The sequence below is a fragment of the Algibacter sp. TI.3.09 genome, from assembly GCF_038154905.1.
In the GTDB taxonomy this organism is placed as follows: Bacteria; Bacteroidota; Bacteroidia; order Flavobacteriales; family Flavobacteriaceae; genus Algibacter.
This window is the reverse complement of record NZ_JBAKAN010000002.1, coordinates 701,573-726,404: the sequence shown is the minus strand read 5'-3', so window position 1 is coordinate 726,404 and position 24,832 is coordinate 701,573. Positions and strand designations below refer to the sequence as shown.

Genomic DNA, 24,832 nt, shown 5'->3' with positions numbered 1-24,832 from the left:
CTTAACTAAAAACTTGATTAAAAATTTTTAAAGATTTTGGTGTTTTAAAACTCCCCAAATGTAGTTCAAAATATAGCAAAATCATATTTAAAAACGATTGCCTTTGCCTTCCGTTAATTTTCACATTTTGCAAGTCGTTAAAGGTTGTTTCTAATAGTTTTTTGAGGAGATTTAAATCTTCACCTGCAATGGTATTTCGAATATCTTGTCTTACTTGAAATTTACCTTCAATTAAATTAAAATGATCTAATTCTCTATCCAAACTATCAGGATAAAAACCAAGATACTTTGTGAGGTTGAGTAGAAACAATAAATGGAAATTAGCATAGTCACTTTGCTCATCTAACCATAACAGTGTTGTTTCTAAATATCTAAAAAGCGTTTCGTTTTGCTCCTCTTCGCGCAAAGCACTGCTTAAAACCTCGGATAAAAACATCACGATAGCACTTTTTAAAACATTGGTATGCAAACTACTATACAAATGATTTAAACGCACCTCACTTAAGCTTTGTAACGAACGACTATCTTTATAATTTACTGTAATATGTAACTGAGATAATAATTGAAAGTATGCGATTTTAGCACCTCCTTTTTTACTTTTTAAAACACCACGAAGTAAAAAACTAACCACACCCAACTCTTCCGTGTAGCATTTAACTATTAAATCGTTGTCTCTATATTTTAGTTTAGAGAGCACAATGGCGTTGGTTTTAACTAACATTACCTAACCACCATTAATTTTACAACCTTAGTTTCGAAGGTGTCTAAATCGGAAATCATGATTAAATACACACCGGAGGACACAATATTATTCGCCATGTTTTTTCCATTCCAAAACACAGTTCCTCCATCTATTTCAAGGTTGTAATTATTATATCTTAGGTTAATTCTCGATTGTGCCTCTGCTACCAAGTTTCCTTCAATATCGGTGATTTTAATATTTACGTTATCGGAAATGTTTTTAATTTTCACCTTTTTTTCGACGATATCAAAATTTGGTCGTACCGGATTTGGATAAGCATAAACAGTTTCTAAATCTCCTGAAGAGCTCGAACCTCCAGATTTAAAAGATACTAAACCTTTATCGGTTGCTAAATAAATAATACTATTTGTTTCTTCTATAGATATTTCACTTATAGCATTTGAGGGTAACGGTGAATTATCGGTTGTAAAGTGATAAATAGTTTCTTGACCATCGGATGACAGATAAAACACACCAGCATCAATAGTACCGATCCATTTATTATTTGCACCATCCACCTTTATATCTGTGATACTTTGTTCCGAAAGAAGCTCTCTAGCTACACCATCTTCAAGAATTATAACCTCTTCTGCAGTAGAGTTTTCATCTGTAAAAAAACTGGAAGTATTATATAAAACTCTTAAACCACTAACAGTACCTATCCACAACTGATTTCTATTATCTATAGCCAATGCTCTTACATCCTTACTTGGCAAATCCCCTTTATCTTCACTAATATTTCGAATTAACGGATTACCGTTATTCTCATTAAAACCAATAAGTCCTTTGGATGCACTTGCCACCCATTTTGTATTATTGTTATCTATAACCACATCCTGAAAACCTAAATTATCGTTTACAGCGTCTTCGAATATCGATTCGAAACTATAAGAAACCCATTGATTACTTGATGAATTAAACGACTTTAACGGCCTATCCACTAAACTGGTAATAGTCCAAAGTAATCCATTATCATCAAATATAGACCCACTAACTCGAATACTGACAGTATTTGGACTAGACACTAATTTAAGTGACTCCAAACCACTATTATTTTCATTATATAAAACAATAGGCTCACTATTATTGAGCTCAAGTAATCCTAGAGAAAAAGAACTCACAAATAATTGATTTTTATTTAAAGGATTTATAGATATCTGATTTAAATAATTCGTTCCAAAAAGATCAATGCTTTTAGTGTTAACCCAAACATCATTACTTAAGCGACTAATACCTGCATTAGCAACCCAACGAGGAACGTAAACAAAAGAATATCCACCATACGTAACCCAAACACCATTTACATCTGCCTGAATTGAAAATGGGGTATTCAATAAAGGTCCGTCTGGGTGAATTTCTTCATAGTTTAAAGGATTTAAAATTGAAGTCGATAACACACCAAAGTTATCTGTACCAATATAGATATTATCCGCATCTATGGTTGCCGCATTAAAGTTTGTATTAAAATCTGCGTTATCTGCAGCTTGTGCTAGTAAGTTAAAATCTACATCGTAGACAAAAACATTATTGTTTGTGGTTATTATTAGCTTCTCATTTAAACTAGTTGTTTTAAGCGGTGTATCGGCAAACACCAATAAACTGGTTAATACATCGTTATTAATCTCGTATAATCTTTTACCTGTATTTATAGCATATAATTTGTTTTCGTTTGTTTGTACAGACAAAAACTCACCATTACTTACCTGCTCCCAATTTTTATAATCGATTAAGTTAGGACTTGTAATAGGTGCTTTTTTTAATCCGCTACCATCAAGACATGCCGCATAAATATAATCGCCAAAAATAGTTGTTTGGCTCACTTCTATTTGAATTCCTTCGTCTCCAATAAAATAAGTGTCACCAAACTCTAAACGCTCTAAATCGAATACAGATATACCATACCCCGTAGCGAGATATACGTTGTTTTCGTTAGCATTAATATGATTAATTTTTTTATCACCATCTAGAATTGTAGATTTATTTACAATATCTACTACTGTTAAAATATCATCGTCTTCGTCGAAAACAATTTCAATTAATCCATTTTCATAACCAACAACCAATAACTCGTAAGCTTCGCTATAATATATAGTTGAAATGGTTTCTCCAGACAAACCTTGCACTGTTGTAATTTCTTCTAAAGTTTTTGTTTGATTATCAAAACTAAAAATAGCATTTTCTGAAGCCGCATAAATTTTATTGTTTCCGGTGACAACCTCATTTACCTGATTATATGAAAAATAACCATCCCAAAGATTTGAGAAATCTTGTGCAAACTGAACAAGAGGTAATATATAAATTAGAAAAATTATAAATTTCTTAAACATCTTTTTTTATATCATCAAGGATTAAGTATTTAGCCTAAAAACCTATATTTACTTTAAAACTAGCCTTTAAAAAACGACTTAGAATCCATTTCGATTCAAATATATTTATAACTAACGAATTAAGCTTCAAAAAAATATATTATAGCCGTGATTCTTTCATATTTATGAATAAAACAAAAAAAGCCTTCTGCAAAAACAGAAGGCTTTTATTAAAATTATCTCTTATGATTTAAACCACACCTTGTGCTAACATAGCATCAGCTACTTTTACAAAGCCAGCAATATTTGCTCCACGAACATAATCTACATAACCATCTTCATCTTGGCCAAACTCTAAACAAGATTTATGAATATCAGACATAATATCCTTTAGTTTAGTATCTACCTCTTCTCTGGTCCATTTAAAACGCAATGAGTTTTGCGTCATCTCTAAACCTGAAGTTGCAACACCACCAGCATTAGATGCTTTTCCTGGCGCAAACAATATTTTCGCTTCGTGAAATACAGTTATAGCTTCTTTAGTCGATGGCATATTAGCACCTTCACTAACACAAATACAACCATTTTTAACTAGAGCTTTTGCATCATCTTCATTTAATTCATTCTGTGTTGCACATGGTAATGCTATATCACATTTAACATCCCAAGGTGTTTTTCCTTTTACAAAAGTTGCATTCGGGTAGCTTTCTAAATATTCACTAATTCTACCACGTTTAACGTTTTTCAAATCCATAACGAAGGCTAACTTATCTTCATCGATACCTTCTTCATCATAAATATATCCAGAAGAATCAGAAAGCGTAAGTACTTTTCCACCTAATTGTAAAACTTTTTCTGCTGCATATTGTGCTACATTACCAGAACCTGATATTACAACGGCTTTACCATCAAAACTATCATTTTTAGTTTCAAGCATTTTTTCTGCAAAATATACATTGCCATATCCTGTTGCTTCAGGTCTAATTAAAGATCCACCCCAAGACATTCCTTTTCCAGTTAATACACCAGTAAACTCATTTCTAAGTTTTTTGTACATCCCGAATAAAAAGCCAATTTCTCTTGATCCAACACCAATATCTCCTGCAGGAACATCGGTATTTGGGCCAATATGTCTAAACAATTCACCCATAAAAGCATGACAGAAACGCATAATTTCATTATCACTTTTTCCTTTTGGATCAAAATCACTTCCACCTTTCCCACCACCCATTGGTAATGTGGTTAAACTATTTTTAAAGACTTGCTCGAAAGCTAAAAACTTTAAAATACTCATATTTACTGTTGGATGAAAACGTAACCCTCCTTTATAAGGTCCGATAGCAGAATTCATCTGAATTCTATATCCACGGTTTACTTGAATCTCACCATCATCATCTACCCAGCACACTCTAAACGTGATAACACGCTCAGGCTCAACCATCCTTAATAAAATATTCTTACCGTAATATATATCATGTTTAACAATGTACGGAATTACAGTTTCCGCAACTTCTTCTACTGCTTGTAAAAACTCAGGCTCATCACCGTTTCGTTCTTTTACCAGGTCTAAAAACGCTTTAATGTTATTTTTCATTTATTATAAAATGTATTAAAAATTATATAATATACAATTATAGAGTACAAATATACGTTATCTTTAAAAATATAGCTTAATTTTTTAAAAATTCGCAATAGAATATTCAATTACACTAGTCCACGTGCCATAAACATTTGCCAGTTCCATCAGATTTTCTATATTTGCTTTTATTAATGCCTCAAAAACAGTATCCTAATTATGCTTAACTTAAAGCGTTTAGCTTGTTTTATTTGCTTGTTTGCTACCTATCAAACAGCATTTTCCCAACTGGGATTTTCACATGAAATCGGCGTTATAGCGGGTCCTGTTCAATTTAGAGCAGATTACGGCCAAAGAGATAACTCTAGTACAAATTTTGAAAATTCAGGCTTTGGAATCGGTATTGTGCACTATTTAAATTTTGCATATAGCGCCGACTGTAATTGCTACACTACAGAATCTTATTTTAATGATCATTTTAAATTAAGAAACGAAATATCATACAATAAAAGTAATCTAGAACATGTTGGCAGATGGGTCGATGCTAATAAAAACTCAGACGATGCAAACAGACTTAGAGGCCACGAAGGTGTTGCCGAAAATTTTGATATTGGTACGCAAATTGAATTTTACCCACTAAGTATTCGCGATTTTCAATCTTTTAGTCCAAGAGTAGCGCCTTTTGTTAGTTTAGGAATTCATTATACAGCCTTTACGCCTAGCGTAACCACAACTTATGCTAATCCAGACCCAACAGCAATTGGCGACGTAACCGATGCAAGTAATTTTTACTCACTTTGGGATCCCGGATCTGTAGATGCAACACCAGGCAGTACTTTTTCTACTGTAATGAGTGTTGGTATGCGTTACAAATTAGATCGCGTTTCGGATTTAATGATCGATTTTAGAGGCCAATTTTACTTTAGTGATTGGGTTGATGGCCTTAATCACCAATTAGATTATAATAAAAACAACGATTGGCTTATGTGGTTTAACGTTGGTTATATTTATTACTTAGATTAATAAAATCTCAATTTTATAAAATATTAAAAAGGCCTATATTTCGAAAATATAGGCTTTTTTCATTTAAAACTTTTACCCATATTACAAAACATTTTCTATTATGATTTTCTAAATATTAATAGCTTTTAATATGGTCTATTCAAATGCAATAATTATCTTTAATGTTGCTAAATAATACAATCCATGCTTAAAATAAACACGCTACTTACAATTTGTTGTTTCACTCTATTTTTCAGTTGTAAAGATGATGTAAACACCACTTTTGAAGATATAAATATCACTACAGAAAATAATAATGTTGTTGAAGTTAACATACCTAAAGCGGTTGGTAACAAAACAGTTTCTAGCGTTATTAATTCTGAAATAGAAAAAGAGGTGATAACTAATTTACACCTTGGAGAACCCAACGCTATTAATGCTAAATCTATAGAAGAAGGTATTAATAACTTTAACAAGGAGTTTGAAACCTTCCAAATAGATTTCCCTGAAATTTCTCAACCTTGGGAAGCTCAAATTGATGGCGAAATTATGTTCACTTCTCCAGAAATCAACAGCTTAGCACTAACATCATATATGAATACAGGTGGTGCACATGGCATGCTTAAAGTTTCTTTCTTAAACTTTGATGCAACTACCGGAAAAACAATTCCGAATAAAAACCTAATAAAAGATACTGAAGCTTTTAAAGAAATCGCTTTGCCTTATTTTAAAGAAGCTACAAAAGATAAAGACATTTTTGAACCAGAATTAGACACTTTCAAATTACCCGAGAATATAGGTTATAACGACGAAGGTATTGTTCTACTTTATAACGCATACGAAATTGCCCCATATTCAACAGGTATTATAGAATTCGAAATTCCTTTTAATAAAATTGAGAGCTACCTAGCCTTTAACAGCGCGCGATAAGGCAAGAATATAACCATAATGCATCCCTTCGTGAACTAAATCGAACGGTAATACATCATCAATACTTCTTAATGTATTTCCTGTGGTAGACACCGTATATTCAGTATAATTTTTAAAAACACCTGCTTTATAATCTGCTTCTAATTGCTTTATGGTAGAAATTAATAAACCATTAATTTCATCAACTTCAGCTTGAGTAACATCACCTTCTGGTTTACTATCTTTTTTGTATTTACCAATCATCTCATCACTAACAACCATTGGTAAGCCAGATAGCTTATAAGCCAAAACCTGTGTAGTAACCACCATGTGAGCTATATTCCAAATAATATTATTATTGAATCCTTCTGGGATTTTATTTAAATCCTCTAAAGTATTATTTTCAATATGTTTTTGTGCCATGGCACGAATATTAGCTAAAACGTCGAATGTAAATTGCATGTTTTTAATTTTTGCATAAATATACTTCTAAAACCAAAAACAGTCTAAACAATTAAAGCATATTCTCTAATAAATTCTAAAATGAATTGGTTTAAAACTGAAAATTAACGTTATTTTGCTTCAAACAAAAAGTCATGAAAAAAGTATATTATTTAAAAACGTGTAGCACTTGTATTAGAATAATAAAAGAGCTTAATATTCCTGCCGATTATATACTTCAAGATATTAAAACAGAACCTATAACTGCAGCTCAAGTAGAAGAAATGCAAGCCCTTTCTGGAAGTTATGAGTCTCTTTTTAGCAAACGCGCCAAACTTTACAAAGAAATGGATTTAAAAAACCAAGACTTAACAGAGCGCGATTACAAGCAATACATTTTAGAGCATTATACGTTTTTAAGCAGACCTGTAATAATAAATGGTGACGCTATTTTTATTGGAAACTCTAAGAAAACAGTAGAATCTGCTAAAGGGAATCTTTAAGTTTTAATTTGAGACACCTTATTTTCTAATCACAGTTTTAATCATACTATGATCGGAATCTCTTGTGGCTATTTTTTCCGAATTTACCATAATTAAATCTTTAGACACCCAAATATGGTCTATAGACAACAACGGAAAATTCCATGGCCAAGTTTCTCTAAAGCCATTACCTTTTTTTGAAAAGAAGTGATTGTAATTTTGCTCTAAACGCTCTAAAAACACAGACTCGTAAGGCGCATTAAAATCCCCCAATACAATGGTGTTACTTGTATTTTGAATAATACTGTTCGCGAATTTAAACTCCCAAGCTTTAGGCACATCAAAACTACCTTGCATATCTACAGCATAAAATTGAATACCTGCAGAACTAAACTTTACTATTGTAGAACTATATTTAGAACGTTGCTCCTCTTCTATATGAAGTGGTGTTTTTGAAAAAATCTCAATTTCGCCGTTCGATTTATAGAAATAATACTGAGGATATTTTGCTTTAATTTTATCGAAACTGCGTTTTTTAGGCTCACTTAAAACCATAATATCCGGGATGGATTCGTTCTCTTTAAAAGCGGATTCAAAACCATCGTCTCTAGAGGCATTCCAAAACACAACTTCTACATCAGTATCTTTTACTTCTTCCGTAAAACTGATGCTAAAACTTCTAAAAAACCATACTAACAATAAAATACCAGCAAGAATAAGATTGTATTTTCTACGCTTTCCAAGAAAAACAGAAAACACCAAAACTATAGTAATTATAATAGGTAAAGGGAATAAATAAAACCAATAGGCAAATTTAAACGATGCATCTTTTACTAAAAAATGGAGTACTAATAAAGCAAGAACACATATTAGGTTTACTATAAATATGCCCGTACTTAAAACCTTAAGTATTATCTTAAACCAACGCCTTTTGCTGCCCACCATGGATGTATTTCTATTTCTAAACGTTCCGCCTCAACCATAGGGTCGGCTTTAGCTAAACTATCGGCCATTTTTAAAGTTGGCACATTATATATGGTTATACCACTAATATCTCCATCGTCACCAAAAGGTCCCGAAATATCTGCATAACCTAACTCGTACATTTTTGATAAATGCTCTAAATGTAATTTTTGTAAACGCTCACTCTCTTCTTCGTTTTGCATTTTAATAGCGCTCTTTTTTAAAAAGGCCATAAAATATTGCTGCATTAATACAGTGTCTTTTGTTGCTTCATTAACATGCACATAAGTTTTAAAACCCTTAGCGGTTAACTCGTCTTTTATTTCTTTCAATGTTTTTTTAACAGGCTCTGCTGGCACTTCAACTATAATAGTATCTGCAGTTTTTCCTGCTTCCTCATTGATAGAAGCTCCTTCCTTTGTCTCATTTTTACACGATACTAACAATAAAATGCATAAAAACGGTAGTATTAATTTTTTCATAACAAATAAATATTTAGTTATTTAATCCAAGATTTAAAAGGGTTTTTACTTAACTGCGAATTGTAATATTTCACATCTCCTGTAACTTCATTACCCAACCAATCGGGTTTTATATACGTTTCAGTTTCGGTATTTAGTTCGATTTCGGCAACAATTAACCCAAAATTATCACCATAAAACTCATCGACCTCATAAATATGCTGTCCTAGTTTTATTTCATAACGGGTTTTATCAATAATAGAAGGCTCGCATAATTCTAATAAAGCTTCGGCTTCTTGCTTAGGGATTTCCTTTTCCCATTCAAAACGAGATAACCCACTCTCAGAACTTGCGCCTTTAATAGTTATAAAGCCTTGCTCCCCCTTTAGCCTAACTCTAACCGTACGTGCTTTATCGGTATTTAAAAACCCTTGACTAATTCGGGTTTGCTTAAAAGCTTCATCTTTAAAAGCTTCAGATTTTACTAAAAATTTACGTTCTATTTCTATCATAGAAAATTCCGCGAAAGCGAAAATATTTTAAAAATATTGAGTTTAGGAATTGCCCTTAAATATGAATTGATAAATTTACGCTATGTTAACCGATTTACCAATAAGAAAAATTATTCATGTGGATATGGACGCCTTTTATGCGTCTGTTGCGCAATTGGATAATCCTGAATTAATTGGTAAAGCCATTGCTGTTGGCGGAAGCGGCAGGCGTGGCGTAATTAGTGCTGCCAGTTACGAAGCCAGAAAATTTGGTGTAAAAAGTGCCATGTCTGGAAACTTAGCTATTAAGCTTTGTCCGGAATTAATTTTTGTGAAAACCGATTTTGAACGCTATACCTCTATATCTAAAAAGATTAGAAAAATATTTCTAGACTATACAGATTTGGTAGAACCGCTTTCTTTAGATGAAGCTTACCTCGATGTTACCCAAAATAAAAAAGGTAACCCGAGCGCCTCCATGATTGCCGAAGAAATTAGAACACGTATTTTTAATGAAGTAGGTTTAACAGCTTCCGCAGGAATTTCCATTAATAAATTTATCGCCAAAATTGCCAGCGATTACAATAAACCTAACGGACAAAAAACAGTAAATCCAGAAGAGGTTATTCCGTTTTTAGAAACGCTAGATATTAGAAAATTTTATGGTGTTGGTAAGGTTACTGCCGAAAAAATGTATCAAAAAGGCATTTTTACAGGTATAGATTTAAAACAGAAATCTATAGAATTTCTAGAAGAGCACTTTGGAAAATCGGGCAGCTATTATTACAACGTAGTTCGCGGTATACATACCAGTGAAGTGAAGCCAAACCGGATTAGAAAAAGCTTAGCCGCCGAACGTACTTTTAGTGAAAATTTATCTTCGGAAGTTTTTATGATGGAGAAATTAGAACAGATTTCTGAAGAAGTTACCAAACGCTTATTAAAAAGCAAAGTTGCAGGCAAAACAGTAACTTTAAAAATAAAGTACAGCGATTTTAGTTTACAAACACGAAGCAAAACACTTCCCTATTTTATAAGTGATAAAAACATTATTCTAGAAACGGCAAAAGATTTACTTTATCAAGAAAAAATGAGTAATTCGGTCAGATTATTAGGCATCTCTCTTTCCAATTTGAATACAGAAACTAAAAAAGCACCAGAAACAAAAAGTGTTAGCGCGCAGCTAAAATTTGGATTTTAAAAGTTTAAGATATTTATTGAAATATCACTAAACTTAACTCTATTTAACAATTTTTAGCCATTTTTTGCTTTATTCACTTATCTAGATGTATAAATTCAAGATGCATCACTATTTAGAATAATTAAAAATAAACACAAAAAACGTAAATATTCTTAACAAGAGTATAGAATTTTTTGCAAATAAAAAGCAAATCTACCTTTGCATTAAATTATCATCAAATCCGCTATCTTTATTTGGACTGAATACAAATAAGAGTAATTTTGTAAAAAAATTACTCATGCCATCAGTAAAAACATTTTCAACTTTCTTATTGTTTTTCTCTAGCCTTTTTGCTTTTAGTCAAGAGGGAGATCTATATGGTACAGTTAAATTTGACACCAACGAGCCTGTTTCAGGAGCCTATATTATTTTAAAGGGTCCTAGTTTTCAAAAGGAAGCAAACTCTGATATTAACGGTGATTTTTACTTTGAAAATATTCCCTACGGAAATTATACACTTCAGTTTCATTCATTAGATGCTAAAGTTAAAACTATTGATATTACCATAAATACTTCAGAAAAAAACGTTGATGTTACATTAACTTTTGCCTCACATCAAGATTTAAAAGAAATACAAATTGCAGGTAAAACCCTTAAAAGACAGATTGAAGATAAAGGCTTTGCTGTAAATGTTATTAAAACAAAGGAAGCTAGTATTAGAAATATTCAAACAAACGATTTACTAAACACTACGGCTGGTGTAAAAATTCGTCAGAATGGTGGTTTAGGTTCCAATGTAGAATATAGTTTAAACGGCTTATCGGGTAGTTCTGTTAGAGTTTTTATTGATGGTGTTCCAATCACTATGTATGGTTCTTCTTATAGTTTAAACAGTATTCCGGCCTCAATGATAAAAAACATAGAGGTTTACAAAGGTGTTGTCCCTGGGCATTTAGCAGACGATGCTTTGGGTGGTGCCATTAATATAGTACTTCATAATTCAACTAAAAATTATTTAAATGCTTCAGCTTCATATGGATCGTTTAATACATTTCAAACCAATGTAAACGGATTATATAGATTCGAAAAATCTGGTTTTACGGTTAAGGCGTCGATGTTTCATAATTATTCTGATAATGATTATAAAGTTTCAGGGCGAAGCGTGGTTGTTACTGGTTTAGGTGGTGCACAAACCCCAATTACTGCAAGACGATTTAATGATGCCTACAGATCTACAGGAGGCATGGCACAAATTGGTTTTACAAACGTAAAATGGGCCGATCAATTTTTTGTTGGAGTTACAAGTTCCGATGACTATAAAGAAGTTCAACACGGCGCTTTTATGACCATTACTCCATACAAAGATCGTTTTTTAGAGTCCAATGCTTTGCTAGGTAATTTAATTTACAAAAAGGGAGACCTTTTTACAGAAGGTTTTGATGTCAATATAAATGCGTTGTACGGTAAACGAAACCGAACTGTAAATGATACCGTCGCTGCTGCATATAGTTGGAATGGAGAAAGAGCCGTAGATTTTAGAGGAGATGAATACGAATATACTTGGGGTTCTCAACAAGAAGGTGGACCGACTCTAGCAAAAATAGAAAGGAACGTTGCTGCTGTGAGAACCGGATTATCTTATACCATAAACGAGCATCACAAAGTACTATTCAACCATGCATACTCTAGTATTGAAAGAGAAGATAGCGATGCCTTAAGGACGGTTTTAGAAAACACCTTCATGGGTACTAGAGATTTATATAAAAATATTTTTGCTTTAACCTACGAGTTATCTGCCATTAACAACCAATTAAAAACAAGCATATTTGGTAAATATTATAGCCAAAATACTTTGAGTATCGATCCTGCCATTGCAACAGATAGTGAAGGAAATGATACCGTAGTTGATGAAACTGTAAAGGCCAACAACAAATACGAAGGTTTTGGTTTTGCCGCGTCTTATGCCATTACACCTACAGTTAGCTTATTAACATCGGCCGAAAAAGCGATTAGATTACCTAACGAAACGGAAGTTTTTGGTAACGATGGAGATAATGTTGTTGCAAACCCAAGCTTAAACCCGGAGGTTAGTAATAATTTCAACTTAGGCTTTAGATTTGGTAGATTCAAAATAAAAAAACATGCTTTTACCATTTCAACCAATGCTTTTATAAGAGACATAAAAGATAGAATTGGATTACCTATAGAAACATCTTTAAACGTAGATGACGAATTAATTCTATACGTTAACCAGGGTAATGCAAAATCTAAAGGTATAGATGCACAGCTTAACTATACGTACAATAAAAACTTAGGTTTTAATTTTAATGTATCTCGTTTCGATTTAACAAGCGAAACTACTAACGGAACAGAATTCGATATTCCGAACACGCCATTTTTCACAATGAATAGTAGTTTAAGGTATTCATTCAAAGAGCTTATTCAGAAAAAATCTTTATTAAACCTTTTCTACTCCGTGTATTTCACAGACGAGTTTTCATACTTAGTGTCTCAAGGTTCTAATACTGTTGGCGACGATTTCTTTAAAGTACCCGAACAATTAGTTCACGATTTAGGTCTTACCTACTCATTTCCTAATAAAAGATTAGCAATGAGCTTCGATATTAAAAATATTTTCGACGAGCCCGTTTACGATAACCTTTCGGTACAAAAACCAGGACGTGCTTTTTATTTTAAACTGAATTATACAATCAATAAATTTTAATTAACTCTAAAAACATGAAAAAACAAATTTTAAACCTTAAAACCTTAGCCTTGCTATTTAGTGTTTTATTACTAGCCTTTAGCTGTAGTGATGACGATGCTCCAAAAGAAGTTATAGATGAAGAAATTGAAGAAGGAAGTAGATGGATAACCGTTGCAGCCGCTAGAATGGGCGAAAACCCAGGTGACGGAAATGGTGGTACTCTAATTTACTCTGTTAGCAGTGAAGATGCTAAAGATCCAACAGTTTCTATTGAAGCTTTTGAAAATGGATTTATTGCACCATCAAACAGAACGGCTCGTTTACAATCATCTGAAGATGGTAGTACTATTTTCAATATTAGCTACGCCGGTGATACTGGTGGTAACTATACCAAATATCTTGTAGAAGGCGGACAAACCTTTACACAAACAGGAACAGAAATCAGTATTGCACCTTACGTAGGAACAGCTCCAAGGTGGATTAAATTATTCGATGGAGACCAAACAGGTTCTGCTGTTTATGTTTCTACGGAACATGAAGCTGATGCTGATGGAAATTACACAAGAACTAATGCTACTATTGGTGTAGTAACTTTAGATTTAGGAAACTCGCTAATAAACAACTTCCAAGAGCACGATGTGCCTTTAACAGCTGAAGAAGAAGCTCTAGGTTACTATATTTCTAGAATTGATATGCCTACTTTAAATGCTGCTGGCGATAAATTATATATTGGTGCACGTTTAAGTAAGGTTGACCCTGCTACTACAGAAAGTGATAGCGATTATGAAATTTTAGGATCGAAAACTATTGTATTAGATTATCCATCACTTTTAAATCCAACTGTAATTACATCTACAGCAGGACACGGAAACACAAATGGATACCGTAGCATTAATGCATTCCTTTACAACGGAAGCGTTTATCAAGCTAACCAAAGTGACCCAGAAGGTTCTCATATTTTAAAAATTAATGCAGATAACACTTATGACGATTCTTATGATTTTAATTTAGATGAAGCTTTAGGTGTTGAAGGTGCTTATATTCTTGCATGGAGACCAGCCTCTAACGGAAAAGCTGTGGTAGCTTATCGTCATGATGGTTCTGCCGAAGGTGTTGCTGGAGCCCAAGGATTTTTTGCTCTTGTTGATTTAAATGCTAAAACAGCTCAAAAAATTGAAGACATTCCATATCACGAAGATTTCTACTTATTCCAATACCAAGGTTTTGTAGTAGATGGAACAGAAATATACCTAACTCAAGCTCCTGTTGGACAAAATGGAAACATATATGTTGTAGATACCGAAACTGGTGTTGTAACAAAAGGTGCTGAATTAGTTAATGTAGAAGGAAGCCACTTTATTGGAACGTTCTAATAAACAAACCACATATTTACAAACAAAAAAGGCCAATAGATTTAAATCTATTGGCCTTTTTTAATATATAAAACTTAAGTTTTTAAAGACTACAAGTTGTAATTTCTGAAACTCTTAACGTATTAACCATTCCTTTATCTTGAATTGGCATAGCAGCTAAACTCACTAACATATCTCCAACTTCTAAATAACCTTGTTTACAAGCTATAGCATTAACATCTTCAATAGTTTCATCAGTGCTAACAAACTTATCGTAATAAAAAGCACGAACACCCCAAAGCAAACTTAAACGCGTTAAGATTCGCTTATTTGATGTAAATACTAAAATATGACATGATGGTCTCCAAGCCGAAATTTGAAACGCCGTATATCCACTATTTGTTAACGTAGAAATAGCACTTGCATCAATTTCGTTTGCCATAAGTGCAGCATGATAACAAATTGATTTAGTAATATATCTATTAGTTCTAATATGCGGAGGTAATTGTGGTACTTGAATTAACTCAGAATCTTCAACATTCTTTAAAATGTTACTCATCTGTCTAATTACTTCAACAGGATATTTACCAACCGAAGTTTCACCCGAAAGCATTACAGCATCAGCACCATCCATAACAGAATTGGCAACATCATTTACTTCAGCTCTTGTTGGTGTTAAACTATCAATCATAGTTTCCATCATTTGCGTCGCAATAATTACTGGAATTCTAGCTTTTTTAGCACGTAAAACCAATTGTTTTTGGATTAACGGAACTTCTTCAGCAGGAACTTCAACACCTAGATCACCACGAGCTACCATAATACCATCACAATGTGTAACAATTTTATCGATATTCTCTACAGCCTCTGGCTTTTCTATTTTAGCAATAATTGGAATTTTATGCGTTCCGTGTTTAGCAATTAAATCCCGTAACTGCATTAAATCTTCAGCATGACGCACAAAAGATAATGCCATCCAATCTACATCTTGCCCAATAGCAAAAATTGCATCTTCGATATCTTTTTCTGTAAGTGCAGGCTGAGATATATTTGTATTAGGAAGGTTTACACCTTTTTTAGATTTTAATGGTCCACCTTGTACAACTTTGGCTTTTACTTCAGATTTACCATCTGTAGAAATAACTGTAAAAAGTAATTTTCCATCATCTAAAAGAATACGTTCTCCTGGTTTTGCATCTTGTGGAAATCTATCATAAGTCATGTAAACACGTTCCTTATTTCCAACAAAACGTTCACCTGTAGCAAAAATAATTTCATCACCCGGATTTACAACAACATCTTCTTCCATAACTCCTACACGAAGTTTTGGACCTTGTAAATCTGCTAAAATAGCGGCAGTAAAACCAAACTCTTCATTTAACTCACGAATCATGGTGATACGTTCGGCCACATCTTTGTAATCGGCATGAGAAAAGTTAATTCTAAATACATTAACACCTTCCTCAAGCATGCCTTTTAATACTTCTTTTGTGCTTGTAGCTGGTCCTAGAGTTGCTACTATTTTGGTTTTTTTTCTTGTTGCCATTAGCTAAAAATTAAATTGTCTTTTGATTTTAATTGAAATGTATCAATACTATAAGCTGTTGCAATTTGAGGAATTTCTAATATAGTATCTAAAATATATTTTTCCTTACTCGAACTGAACTCGTTTTCTATTTTTAAAAAGTAGTTAACACGCTTATATTCTGGTATTAAATGAGTTGTTTTCGTTATTTTTTCTTGATTTTCAAATAAAGACCCAAAACTAATTTCTTGTAAACTCTCTGTTTTACAAGTATTAGAAACTAAACTCCAAGTAGTTAGTTGCTTTTCATCTTCCCATTCAAATATAGAATAGTTAGATTTCCCCTTGTTAAAATCTAAATCTTTAGATCTCCTAGCAAGCTTGATCTTTAAATGTTTATTAAGAAGAAAGGCCAATCTGTAGTCCTCAAGTGTACAATGCATTGCTACTAATGTGTACGTCACATCGTCAAAAACATCATCAAGTATCAGTTTATGAACAGCCATAACTTCCTATTATTATTTGTAAATATAGTATTTATAACAATTACTAAATACATGTTTTAACGAATCTTAATAAGAATCGATACTAAAACGTTATAGTTAATTGTTTTTTTCAGTTAAGCTGAAGTTTTGCTAAACTGATTTTGAAATTTTACTCTGAAACACAAAAAAAGCACGCTTAGAAGCTTTCTCTTCTGCTTTTTTCTTTGAAGTACCTCGTGCTTTCGCAACAACTTTATCGTCTATAGATAGTTTTACCGAAAAATGCCTAACATCATCATTTCCTGTATCTTCATAAACATTATACCCAAAAGTTTTCTTTTCTTTTTGGCACCACTCTATCAGTAAACTTTTATAGCTTATTACTTTCCCTTCTAAGGTTGCAATATCTACATAAGGTAGAATAACTCGAGTGTAGATAAACTTTTCACAATACTTATAGCCTCTATCTAAAAAAATAGCACCTACTAAAGCTTCAAATAAGTTACCATGAATATTATCGCCAAATTGGCCTTTAGGTATTTTACTTTCAACTAAAGTAATTAACCCTAAATCTTTACCCAGTTCATTTAAATGTTCTCTACTTACAATTTTAGAGCGCATTTTAGTTAAATATCCTTCATCTCCACTTGGAACTTCGAGATATAAATGAGATGCTATAACAGCACTTAGCATAGCGTCTCCCAGAAATTCTAATCGTTCATAATTAATAGCATTGCCTTCGCTATCCTTTATGTTCATAGAACGGTGGGTAAAAGCCTTTCTAAAATATTTTATATCCTTAGGTTTAAAACCAAGGATTTGGTTTATTTCCATAAAAAAATTCCCGCTGCGTTTAAAACGGGAATTTAATATGTTACGAATGTATTTCATTCGGGATTTAATCTAATTTTTTGAATACTACACAGGCGTTGTGACCGCCAAATCCAAATGTATTACTCATTCCTACTTTTATGTCCCGCTTTTGTGCCTTGTTTAAGGTTAAATTTAATTCAGGATCTATACTTTCGTCTACCGTAGTATGGTTAATGGTTGGAGGTATAACTCCGTTTTCCATTGCCAAAATAACCGAAATCGCTTCAATAGCACCTGCTGCACCTAATAAGTGCCCAGTCATAGATTTTGTTGAATTAATATTTATGTTTTTAGCGTGACTTCCAAAGATCTCTGAAATTGCTTTTAATTCTGCAACATCACCTAAAGGCGTAGATGTACCATGAGTATTAATATGGTCTATATCTTCCGGTTTAAGTCCTGCATTTTGCAAGCAATTTTTCATAACCGCTACAACACCAATACCATCAGGATGTGGCGCCGTCATGTGGTAAGCATCAGAAGATAAACCTCCTCCAACAAATTCCGCATAAATTTTTGCGCCTCTAGCTTTTGCATGCTCATATTCTTCTAGAATCAGTGCGCCAGCACCTTCTCCCAAAACAAAACCATCACGCGTTCCATCAAATGGACGTGAGGCTGTTTCTGGACTTTCATTTCTAGTCGATAGTGCGTGCATAGCATTAAACCCGCCCATACCTGCAATAGTTACTGCTGCTTCACTTCCGCCTGTAACAACCACATCACAATGCCCTAAACGAATAATGTTTAAAGCATCAAACATAGCGTTAGCCGAAGATGCACATGCCGAAACCGTTGTATAGTTTGGCCCCATAAAACCATGTTTTATAGAGATGTTTCCTGGTGCAATATCAGCAATCATTTTAGGAATAAAGAAAGGGTTAAAACGTGGCGTTCCATCTCCAGCAGCGAAGTTTAATACTTCGTTCTGGAAGGTTTCCAATCCACCGATGCCTGCTCCCCATATAACGCCTACTCTTAATTTGTCAACTTCATCTAGATTCAATTTAGCATCTTCAATGGCTTCATCTGCAGCTACCATAGCGTATTGTGCAAATCGGTCCATTTTCCGAGCTTCCTTTCTATCAAAAAAATCTGTTGCGTTAAAGTTTTTCAATTCGCAAGCGAACTTCGTTTTAAACTTTTCGGCGTCATAATATGTTATAGGCGCAGCACCACTTTTACCACTAATTAAACCTTCCCAAAATTCGTCTTTGGTATTGCCAATTGGTGTTAAAGCCCCTAATCCTGTGACTACAACTCGCTTTAATTCCATAAAATATTTTGCTTATTTTGCTGCTTCGATGTATGATATAGCTTGACCTACTGTTGCAATGTTTTCAGCTTGATCATCTGGAATTTGGATATCGAATTCTTTTTCGAATTCCATTATTAATTCCACAGTGTCTAAAGAGTCTGCTCCTAAATCGTTTGTGAAGCTAGCTTCAGTTACAACTTCATTCTCGTCTACTCCTAATTTATCAACGATAATAGCTTTTACTCTTGATGCAATGTCTGACATAATTTTTAATTTTAAGTTTTAATTAGTTGGCAAAAATAAAAAACTTTATTTTTAAAACACACCTTTACCTTAAAAATGTGTGTGTAATTTACTAAAAATAGTTTTAAGTATTTCTCTTTTACCTTCAAATTGTTAATATTTATTCTTTTTTTTGTTTGAATAATTATTAAACACATTGTCTGTAAATGAAACGAATTGTAATTTTTGCGTCCGGGAGTGGTACTAATGCTGAAAATCTAATTAAGTTTTTTCACAACAGAGAAAATGCTTCTGTTATTCAGGTATTAACTAACAATCCTCATGCCAAAGTTTTGGACCGTGCAAAAAAACTAAAGGTTAGCGCACTTTCTTTCAATAAAATAGCAATATCTGAGACCGAAGACGTTCTAAACTTATTAAAAGCCGCTAAACCCGACCTAATAGTACTAGCAGGTTATCTCTGGAAATTCCCAGATAACATACTAGCTGCTTTCCCTAATAAAGTAATTAACGTTCACCCAGCTTTACTACCAAATTACGGAGGAAAAGGCATGTACGGTATGCACGTGCACAATGCTGTTGTTAATAATAAAGAGAAGGAAACCGGTATTACTATACATTATGTAAATGAACATTATGATGAAGGCGCTGTTATTTTTCAGGCAACATGTAATGTAGCCGACACAGACACTGCCGATGATGTTGCTGCCAAAATACACCAATTAGAAATGGAGCACTTTCCGCAGGTTGTTAACGATATATTATCAAAATAATTAAAAAAACTCAATTTAAACAACTACCACTTTCGTGGGAAATGCCAAAGTATGTCGAAAAAAAAGAAATTTTACACCGTTTGGAAAGGTAAAAAGACCGGCGTTTTTAAAAAATGGAACGACTGCAAAGCTCAAATAACCAATTTTGATGGCGCTCAATACAAATCTTTCACAACCTTAGAAGCTGCGGAAGCTGCTTTGCAGGGTAATTATTTCGATTATATTGGAAAAAGCAAAGGCTTTAAAAGTGAATTAACAGCCGAACAACTCAGAAAAATAGGGCAACCAAATTACAATTCCATTTCGGTAGATGCTGCTTCTAGCGGAAACCCAGGTATTATGGAATACCGCGGCGTAGATACTAAAACAAAAAGACAACTCTTTATACAAGGCCCTTTTCCAGAAGGCACCAATAACTTGGGAGAATTTTTAGCTTTGGTTCACGGCTTAGCTATTCTTAAAAAAAATAACAGCGACCTTCTATTATATACAGACTCTCGAACAGCCATGAGTTGGGTTCGTAAAAAAATATGCAACACTAAATTAGAGCGCAACGAAAAAAACAAACCCGTTTTCGATTTAGTAGATCGAGCCCTAGACTGGCTTAAAAACAACAGTTACAAAACCGTAATTGTAAAATGGGAAACTAAGGCGTGGGGAGAAATTCCAGCCGATTTTGGGCGTAAGTAAAAGTAATTCTTCTTCTTTTAAAACATTAATCTTAGCAATTTTCATTCAAATTGAACATTAAAAATAATAAGGATTAAGCATATAAATAACCTATATTTGCAGAAAATTATCAAGAACTTTCATGGGTAAATTAGTAATAGTTGGTACAGTAGCTTATGATGCTATTGAAACACCATTCGGTAAAACCGATAAAATTTTAGGTGGAGCAGGTACTTATATAGGTCTTTCTGCATCTAATTTCGATGTAGATTCTGCCATTGTTTCTATTGTTGGCGGCGATTTTGAACAAAAATATTTAGACTTACTTTCTAGCAAAAATATCGACATTTCAGGTATTGAAATCGTTAAAGAAGGTAAAACGTTTTTTTGGAGCGGAAAATATCATAATGATATGAATTCTCGCGACACCTTAATAACAGAGCTAAATACTTTAGAAGATTTCAACCCAGTTGTACCAGAAAATTATAAAGATGCCGAAGTGGTTATGTTAGGAAACTTACATCCACTCGTCCAATCTAGTGTTTTAGATCAAATGACGGTTAAACCGAAATTAGTAGTTTTAGATACTATGAATTTCTGGATGGATATCGCTTTAGAAGATTTAAAAAACGTTATAAAACGTATTGATGTGATTACCATAAACGATGAAGAAGCAAGACAATTAACCGGCGAATATTCGCTAGTTGTTGCTGCGAAAAAAATTCATGAAATGGGACCAAAATACGTGGTTATCAAAAAAGGAGAGCATGGCGCACTATTGTTCCATAACGAACAAATGTTTTACGCACCAGCTTTACCTCTAGCAGAAGTTTTTGACCCAACTGGCGCAGGAGATACCTTTGCAGGTGGTTTTGCTGGCTATTTAGCAAAAACAGGCGACGTATCTTTCGAAAACATGAAGAACGCCGTAATTTACGGTTCTGCTCTAGCATCCTTTTGTGTTGAGAAGTTTGGCACCGAGCGCATGGAGAATTTGTCGCACAGCGAAGTGCAACAACGACTGATGCAGTTTAAACACTTAACTCAATTTGAAATAGAATTAACATAAACTAACGCGCCCATAATTTGGGCGCGTTTTTAATTGAACATATTTTCTTGAGACTAAATCTCGAGACCACCATTAAAATGTAATTCCTTTGGAGACCGAGGAATCTAAAAAAGAAACACCGCAAAGCATAAAATAATTTAGACTATGAGTGATGCCCTAAAACACGAATGTGGAATAGCAGTTATTAGACTATTAAAACCGTTAGAATTTTATAAAGAAAAATACGGTAGCGCATTTTATGGCGTAAACAAAATGTATTTAATGATGGAGAAGCAGCACAATCGTGGTCAAGACGGTGCTGGTCTTGCAAGTATTAAATTAGACACAAAACCTGGAGAACGTTACATTAGTAGAGTACGTTCTATAGCACAACAACCTATTCAAGATATTTTTGCACAAATTAACGACCGTGTTAATAAAGAGTTCAAAGAACATCCAGAATATATGGATGATGTGGCTGCACAAAAAAAGAACATTCCATACATTGGAGAAGTTTTACTTGGGCACGTACGTTATGGAACTTTTGGAAAAAACAGTGTAGAGAGTGTACACCCATTTTTAAGACAAAATAACTGGATGCACCGTAACCTTATTATGGCTGGAAACTTTAACATGACAAATGTTAAAGAATTATTTTCAAACTTAATAGAACTAGGGCAACATCCAAAAGAGTATACAGATACCATTACTATAATGGAAAAAATTGGTCATTTCCTTGATGATGCGGTTAGTAAAATATACCGTGATTTAAAGAAAGAAGGCTATAATAAACAACAAGCTTCTCCATTAATAGCCGAACGTTTAAAAGTTGGCAAAATTTTAAAACGTGCTGCAAAAAATTGGGATGGTGGTTATGCTATGGCCGGATTAATAGGTCATGGTGATGCTTTTGTTTTACGTGATCCTGCAGGAATTAGACCTGCTTACTACTATCAAGATGATGAAATTGTAGTTGTTGCTTCAGAACGTCCGGTAATTCAAACTGTTTTCAATGTAAATTTTGAAGATGTTAAGGAACTAGAACCAGGACAAGCTATTATTACTAAAAAATCTGGTGAAGTTAGATTGAAACAAATACTACCTCCATTAGAACGTAAATCTTGTTCTTTCGAGCGTATTTACTTTTCAAGAGGAAGTGATGCAGAAATTTATCAAGAGCGTAAAATGCTAGGTAGATTACTTATGCCAAAGGTTTTAAAAGCTATTGATAACGATACTAAAAATACAGTATTCTCTTTTATCCCAAATACAGCCGAAACTTCGTTTTTTGGTATGATTGAAACTGTAGAAGACTTTATTAATAAAAAGAAAACTGAAGCTATTTTAAACGGACAACGTTCAATATCTGCTGAAGAGGTTACCGAAATTTTATCGGAGCGCGCTCGTGTTGAAAAAATAGCTATTAAAGATGTTAAGCTAAGAACGTTTATCACAGAAGACAGTAGTCGTGATGATTTAGTTGCGCACGTTTACGATGTTACTTACGGCGTTATCAAGCCTACCGATAACTTAGTAATTATTGATGATAGTATTGTAAGGGGTACTACATTGAAGAAAAGTATTTTAAAAATGCTTGATCGTTTAAATCCTAAAAAGATTATTGTTGTATCATCTGCACCGCAAATTCGCTATCCAGATTGTTATGGAATCGATATGGCAAACTTAGAAAGCTTAGTTGCTTTCCAAGCAGCTTTAGCGTTATTGAAAGACAACAACCAGTATCATATTATTGATGATGTTTATAAAAAATGTATCGAGCAAACTGAATTAAAAGATAAACACGTACAAAACTTTGTGAAAGAAGTCTACGATCCGTTTACAGATGAGCAGATTTCAGATAAAATTTCAGAATTACTAAGTGATGAAACTATTAAAACTGAAGTTAAGGTTATTTTCCAATCGGTGGATTCCCTGCACAAAGCTTGCCCTGAACATTTAGGCGATTGGTACTTTACAGGAAACTACCCGACTAATGGTGGTAATCGTGTTGTAAATCGTGCCTTTATCAATTTTTATGAAGGTAATAATGAACGTGCATATTAATTTTGAAATTGCTATTTTTCAGGGATTTAATTAGTAAAAACGCATTTCAACTTAAAAAAATGTATTTCATCTAAAATATAACAGCTTTAAAGTAAATACACATAAATTAGTCTCACCATAACATAAGTAGGTTAAGTTCATGGTAGATTTGGGGCAAAAAAAGGTGAACTTCTGTTCGCCTTTTTTTATGCGCATTATTTTCGTTTTTCTTTATTAAACTTCAATTAAACCCTACATATAATTAATACTCCGCTTAAACCAAGATATAAGTCGTTTAACTAAAAAATTTTAACAAACTGACTTACAAACATATATTTGTCTCACCATAACATAAGTAGGTTAAGTTCATGGTAGATTTGGGGCAAAAAGGTGAACATCTGTTCACCTTTTTCATTTTATAAAATTTCGTATTTCCTTAAAAAGCTTTTCTTAATTAAGCTTTCCATAATTCTCTTTGGTTTATTAATATCCAATCACATGCTATCACCACAGATTTTAACGTAGCTAAATTCATTTACATAAAACTGTTTCAAATAAAAAAGCCGTTTCTGCTAAACAGAAACGACTTTTAAAATATTTAATGTTGGTTGCTTACTTTGCTTCAGCGTAACGTTTTTCAACTTCATTCCAGTTAATTACACTAAAAAATGCTTTAATGTAATCTGGACGACGGTTTTGGTAGTTTAAGTAGTATGCGTGTTCCCAAACATCTAAACCTAAAATTGGTGTTCCTCCACAAGTTACACCTGGCATTAATGGGTTATCTTGGTTTGGTGTAGAACAAATTTCTACTTTACCACCTTTATGTACACATAACCATGCCCATCCAGATCCAAAACGAGTTGCTGCTGCTTTAGCAAAAGCATCTTTAAAATCGTCTACAGATCCGTAAGCTGCCTCAATAGCATCTTTTAAATCTCCAGATAAATATCCTTTTCCTTCTGGGTTCATTACACTCCAAAATAAAGAGTGGTTAAAAAACCCACCTCCATTATTTCTAACAGCGCCATTATCCATATCTAAGTTTGCAAGAATATCCTCAATAGATTTTCCTTCTAAATCGGTTCCAGCAATAGCGTTATTCAAATTGTTTGTATATCCTTGGTGGTGCTTTGTATGGTGTATCTCCATAGTACGTGCATCCATATGTGGTTCTAAAGCATCGTAAGCGTACCCTAATTCTGGTAATTCAAAAGCCATAATTTTTATATTTATTTAATTAATATTTAATTTATTTCAAATTTACATATAAAACGGGGTAATTAAAAATAATAAATTGTTA

Annotated in this window: 23 protein-coding genes; 10 read left to right on the top strand and 13 right to left on the bottom strand. The window is 33.3% G+C overall.

Annotated elements, in window-relative coordinates; genetic code table 11:
• Window position 1: 1 nt before the first annotated feature.
• The 3 genes from recO to gdhA all read right to left on the bottom strand — a co-directional run bounded on the left by recO (window position 2) and on the right by gdhA (window position 4,642).
• Window positions 2–721 (bottom strand): DNA repair protein RecO, encoded by a 720-nt coding sequence (recO, locus tag V6246_RS10765; RefSeq protein ID WP_159018899.1) that lies wholly within the window; start codon window positions 719–721, stop codon window positions 2–4.
• Window positions 721–3,069, bottom strand: coding sequence for a type IX secretion system anionic LPS delivery protein PorZ (gene porZ, locus V6246_RS10760; RefSeq protein ID WP_341560472.1), 2,349 nt, complete (start codon window positions 3,067–3,069; stop codon window positions 721–723). Before porZ ends, recO begins: the two co-directional genes overlap by 1 nt.
• A gap of 229 nt (window positions 3,070–3,298) precedes the next feature.
• Entirely contained in the window at window positions 3,299–4,642 is a 1,344-nt protein-coding gene (gene gdhA, locus V6246_RS10755) for an NADP-specific glutamate dehydrogenase (RefSeq protein WP_341560470.1), read from the bottom strand.
• Window positions 4,643–4,843: 201 nt separating this feature from the next.
• Between gdhA and V6246_RS10750 the strand changes: the two genes are divergently transcribed.
• Together V6246_RS10750 and V6246_RS10745 are read left to right on the top strand one after the other, a co-directional pair.
• Entirely contained in the window at window positions 4,844–5,647 is an 804-nt protein-coding gene (locus V6246_RS10750; RefSeq protein WP_341560468.1) for a THC0290_0291 family protein, read from the top strand.
• 183 nt (window positions 5,648–5,830) lie between these two features.
• Window positions 5,831–6,556: a DUF3298 and DUF4163 domain-containing protein gene (locus V6246_RS10745; RefSeq protein ID WP_341560466.1), complete on the top strand. Its 726-nt coding sequence runs from the start codon at window positions 5,831–5,833 to the stop codon at window positions 6,554–6,556.
• On the opposite strand, the gene V6246_RS10740 is transcribed toward V6246_RS10745, so the two are convergent.
• On the bottom strand, window positions 6,533–6,997 hold the full coding sequence (locus tag V6246_RS10740; protein WP_341560465.1) for a DinB family protein: 465 nt from the start codon (window positions 6,995–6,997) through the stop codon (window positions 6,533–6,535). The two genes, V6246_RS10745 and V6246_RS10740, sit on opposite strands and share 24 nt — an antisense overlap.
• A 134-nt stretch (window positions 6,998–7,131) precedes the next feature.
• On the opposite strand from V6246_RS10740, the gene V6246_RS10735 reads away from it, so the two are divergent.
• Window positions 7,132–7,479, top strand: coding sequence for an arsenate reductase family protein (locus V6246_RS10735; protein WP_341560464.1), 348 nt, complete (start codon window positions 7,132–7,134; stop codon window positions 7,477–7,479).
• A gap of 18 nt (window positions 7,480–7,497) precedes the next feature.
• Here V6246_RS10735 and V6246_RS10730 read toward each other — a convergent pair whose 3' ends face one another.
• From V6246_RS10730 to V6246_RS10720, 3 genes are read right to left on the bottom strand one after another with little or no spacing between them, the layout of a single operon-like run.
• Window positions 7,498–8,403, bottom strand: coding sequence for an endonuclease/exonuclease/phosphatase family protein (locus V6246_RS10730; RefSeq protein ID WP_341560463.1), 906 nt, complete (start codon window positions 8,401–8,403; stop codon window positions 7,498–7,500).
• On the bottom strand, window positions 8,370–8,903 hold the full coding sequence (locus tag V6246_RS10725) for a YciI family protein (RefSeq protein WP_341560462.1): 534 nt from the start codon (window positions 8,901–8,903) through the stop codon (window positions 8,370–8,372). Before V6246_RS10725 ends, V6246_RS10730 begins: the two co-directional genes overlap by 34 nt.
• Before the next feature lie 17 nt (window positions 8,904–8,920).
• The gene (locus tag V6246_RS10720; RefSeq protein ID WP_341560461.1) at window positions 8,921–9,394 is read right to left on the bottom strand and encodes a CYTH domain-containing protein; all 474 of its coding nucleotides are present in this window, start codon (window positions 9,392–9,394) and stop codon (window positions 8,921–8,923) included.
• 82 nt (window positions 9,395–9,476) lie between these two features.
• Here V6246_RS10720 and dinB point away from each other — a divergent pair, with 82 nt between their 5' ends.
• The 3 genes from dinB (at window position 9,477) to V6246_RS10705 (ending at window position 14,633) form a co-directional block, all read left to right on the top strand.
• Window positions 9,477–10,574 carry a DNA polymerase IV gene (gene dinB / locus V6246_RS10715; protein ID WP_341560459.1) on the top strand — a complete coding sequence of 366 codons (1,098 nt, stop codon included), beginning with the start codon at window positions 9,477–9,479 and terminating at the stop codon, window positions 10,572–10,574.
• A 277-nt stretch (window positions 10,575–10,851) separates the two neighbouring features.
• A complete protein-coding gene (locus V6246_RS10710) occupies window positions 10,852–13,278 on the top strand; it encodes a TonB-dependent receptor (protein WP_341560458.1) in 2,427 nt (808 codons plus the stop codon).
• Window positions 13,279–13,292: 14 nt separating this feature from the next.
• Window positions 13,293–14,633, top strand: coding sequence for a hypothetical protein (locus V6246_RS10705; RefSeq protein WP_341560456.1), 1,341 nt, complete (start codon window positions 13,293–13,295; stop codon window positions 14,631–14,633).
• 82 nt (window positions 14,634–14,715) lie between these two features.
• Here V6246_RS10705 and pyk read toward each other — a convergent pair whose 3' ends face one another.
• The 5 genes from pyk to V6246_RS10680 all read right to left on the bottom strand — a co-directional run bounded on the left by pyk (window position 14,716) and on the right by V6246_RS10680 (window position 19,017).
• On the bottom strand, window positions 14,716–16,158 hold the full coding sequence (gene pyk, locus V6246_RS10700; protein WP_341560454.1) for a pyruvate kinase: 1,443 nt from the start codon (window positions 16,156–16,158) through the stop codon (window positions 14,716–14,718).
• A complete protein-coding gene (locus V6246_RS10695; protein WP_159018887.1) occupies window positions 16,158–16,643 on the bottom strand; it encodes an IPExxxVDY family protein in 486 nt (161 codons plus the stop codon). The genes pyk and V6246_RS10695 overlap by 1 nt, the downstream gene beginning before the upstream one ends.
• A 129-nt stretch (window positions 16,644–16,772) precedes the next feature.
• Complete coding sequence (rnc, locus tag V6246_RS10690) at window positions 16,773–17,513, bottom strand: ribonuclease III (RefSeq protein ID WP_042504038.1); 741 nt, start codon at window positions 17,511–17,513, stop codon at window positions 16,773–16,775.
• Window positions 17,514–17,520: 7 nt separating this feature from the next.
• Window positions 17,521–18,771, bottom strand: coding sequence for a beta-ketoacyl-ACP synthase II (fabF, locus tag V6246_RS10685; protein WP_042504040.1), 1,251 nt, complete (start codon window positions 18,769–18,771; stop codon window positions 17,521–17,523).
• Window positions 18,772–18,783: 12 nt separating this feature from the next.
• The gene (locus tag V6246_RS10680; protein ID WP_007647141.1) at window positions 18,784–19,017 is read right to left on the bottom strand and encodes an acyl carrier protein; all 234 of its coding nucleotides are present in this window, start codon (window positions 19,015–19,017) and stop codon (window positions 18,784–18,786) included.
• A 185-nt stretch (window positions 19,018–19,202) separates the two neighbouring features.
• On the opposite strand from V6246_RS10680, the gene purN reads away from it, so the two are divergent.
• The 4 genes from purN (at window position 19,203) to V6246_RS10660 (ending at window position 23,550) form a co-directional block, all read left to right on the top strand.
• On the top strand, window positions 19,203–19,769 hold the full coding sequence (gene purN, locus V6246_RS10675) for a phosphoribosylglycinamide formyltransferase (protein ID WP_341560444.1): 567 nt from the start codon (window positions 19,203–19,205) through the stop codon (window positions 19,767–19,769).
• 51 nt (window positions 19,770–19,820) lie between these two features.
• On the top strand, window positions 19,821–20,459 hold the full coding sequence (locus tag V6246_RS10670) for a ribonuclease H family protein (RefSeq protein WP_341560443.1): 639 nt from the start codon (window positions 19,821–19,823) through the stop codon (window positions 20,457–20,459).
• 121 nt (window positions 20,460–20,580) lie between these two features.
• Window positions 20,581–21,507: a PfkB family carbohydrate kinase gene (locus V6246_RS10665; protein WP_159018883.1), complete on the top strand. Its 927-nt coding sequence runs from the start codon at window positions 20,581–20,583 to the stop codon at window positions 21,505–21,507.
• Between the two features lie 144 nt (window positions 21,508–21,651).
• Complete coding sequence (locus V6246_RS10660; protein WP_341560442.1) at window positions 21,652–23,550, top strand: amidophosphoribosyltransferase; 1,899 nt, start codon at window positions 21,652–21,654, stop codon at window positions 23,548–23,550.
• Between the two features lie 591 nt (window positions 23,551–24,141).
• Here the strand turns inward: V6246_RS10660 and V6246_RS10655 are convergent.
• On the bottom strand, window positions 24,142–24,750 hold the full coding sequence (locus V6246_RS10655) for a superoxide dismutase (RefSeq protein ID WP_341560441.1): 609 nt from the start codon (window positions 24,748–24,750) through the stop codon (window positions 24,142–24,144).
• Between the last annotated feature and the right edge of the window lie 82 nt (window positions 24,751–24,832).

Bases quoted from the DNA above. Each gene is read 5' to 3' on its own strand.
- V6246_RS10720 (WP_341560461.1), bottom strand. From the start codon at position 9,394: ATGATAGAAATAGAACGTAAATTTTTAGTAAAATCTGAAGCTTTTAAA.
- V6246_RS10695 (WP_159018887.1), bottom strand. From the start codon at position 16,643: ATGGCTGTTCATAAACTGATACTTGATGATGTTTTTGACGATGTGACG.
- V6246_RS10670 (WP_341560443.1), top strand. From the start codon at position 19,821: ATGTCGAAAAAAAAGAAATTTTACACCGTTTGGAAAGGTAAAAAGACC.
- V6246_RS10710 (WP_341560458.1), top strand. From the start codon at position 10,852: ATGCCATCAGTAAAAACATTTTCAACTTTCTTATTGTTTTTCTCTAGC.
- V6246_RS10725 (WP_341560462.1), bottom strand. From the start codon at position 8,903: ATGAAAAAATTAATACTACCGTTTTTATGCATTTTATTGTTAGTATCG.
- recO (WP_159018899.1), bottom strand. From the start codon at position 721: ATGTTAGTTAAAACCAACGCCATTGTGCTCTCTAAACTAAAATATAGA.
- rnc (WP_042504038.1), bottom strand. From the start codon at position 17,513: ATGAAATACATTCGTAACATATTAAATTCCCGTTTTAAACGCAGCGGG.
- V6246_RS10745 (WP_341560466.1), top strand. From the start codon at position 5,831: ATGCTTAAAATAAACACGCTACTTACAATTTGTTGTTTCACTCTATTT.
- V6246_RS10750 (WP_341560468.1), top strand. From the start codon at position 4,844: ATGCTTAACTTAAAGCGTTTAGCTTGTTTTATTTGCTTGTTTGCTACC.
- porZ (WP_341560472.1), bottom strand. From the start codon at position 3,069: ATGTTTAAGAAATTTATAATTTTTCTAATTTATATATTACCTCTTGTT.
- V6246_RS10655 (WP_341560441.1), bottom strand. From the start codon at position 24,750: ATGGCTTTTGAATTACCAGAATTAGGGTACGCTTACGATGCTTTAGAA.
- V6246_RS10705 (WP_341560456.1), top strand. From the start codon at position 13,293: ATGAAAAAACAAATTTTAAACCTTAAAACCTTAGCCTTGCTATTTAGT.
- purN (WP_341560444.1), top strand. From the start codon at position 19,203: ATGAAACGAATTGTAATTTTTGCGTCCGGGAGTGGTACTAATGCTGAA.
- dinB (WP_341560459.1), top strand. From the start codon at position 9,477: ATGTTAACCGATTTACCAATAAGAAAAATTATTCATGTGGATATGGAC.
- V6246_RS10665 (WP_159018883.1), top strand. From the start codon at position 20,581: ATGGGTAAATTAGTAATAGTTGGTACAGTAGCTTATGATGCTATTGAA.
- fabF (WP_042504040.1), bottom strand. From the start codon at position 18,771: ATGGAATTAAAGCGAGTTGTAGTCACAGGATTAGGGGCTTTAACACCA.
- V6246_RS10740 (WP_341560465.1), bottom strand. From the start codon at position 6,997: ATGCAATTTACATTCGACGTTTTAGCTAATATTCGTGCCATGGCACAA.
- V6246_RS10730 (WP_341560463.1), bottom strand. From the start codon at position 8,403: ATGGTGGGCAGCAAAAGGCGTTGGTTTAAGATAATACTTAAGGTTTTA.
- V6246_RS10660 (WP_341560442.1), top strand. From the start codon at position 21,652: ATGAGTGATGCCCTAAAACACGAATGTGGAATAGCAGTTATTAGACTA.
- pyk (WP_341560454.1), bottom strand. From the start codon at position 16,158: ATGGCAACAAGAAAAAAAACCAAAATAGTAGCAACTCTAGGACCAGCT.
- V6246_RS10680 (WP_007647141.1), bottom strand. From the start codon at position 19,017: ATGTCAGACATTGCATCAAGAGTAAAAGCTATTATCGTTGATAAATTA.
- gdhA (WP_341560470.1), bottom strand. From the start codon at position 4,642: ATGAAAAATAACATTAAAGCGTTTTTAGACCTGGTAAAAGAACGAAAC.
- V6246_RS10735 (WP_341560464.1), top strand. From the start codon at position 7,132: ATGAAAAAAGTATATTATTTAAAAACGTGTAGCACTTGTATTAGAATA.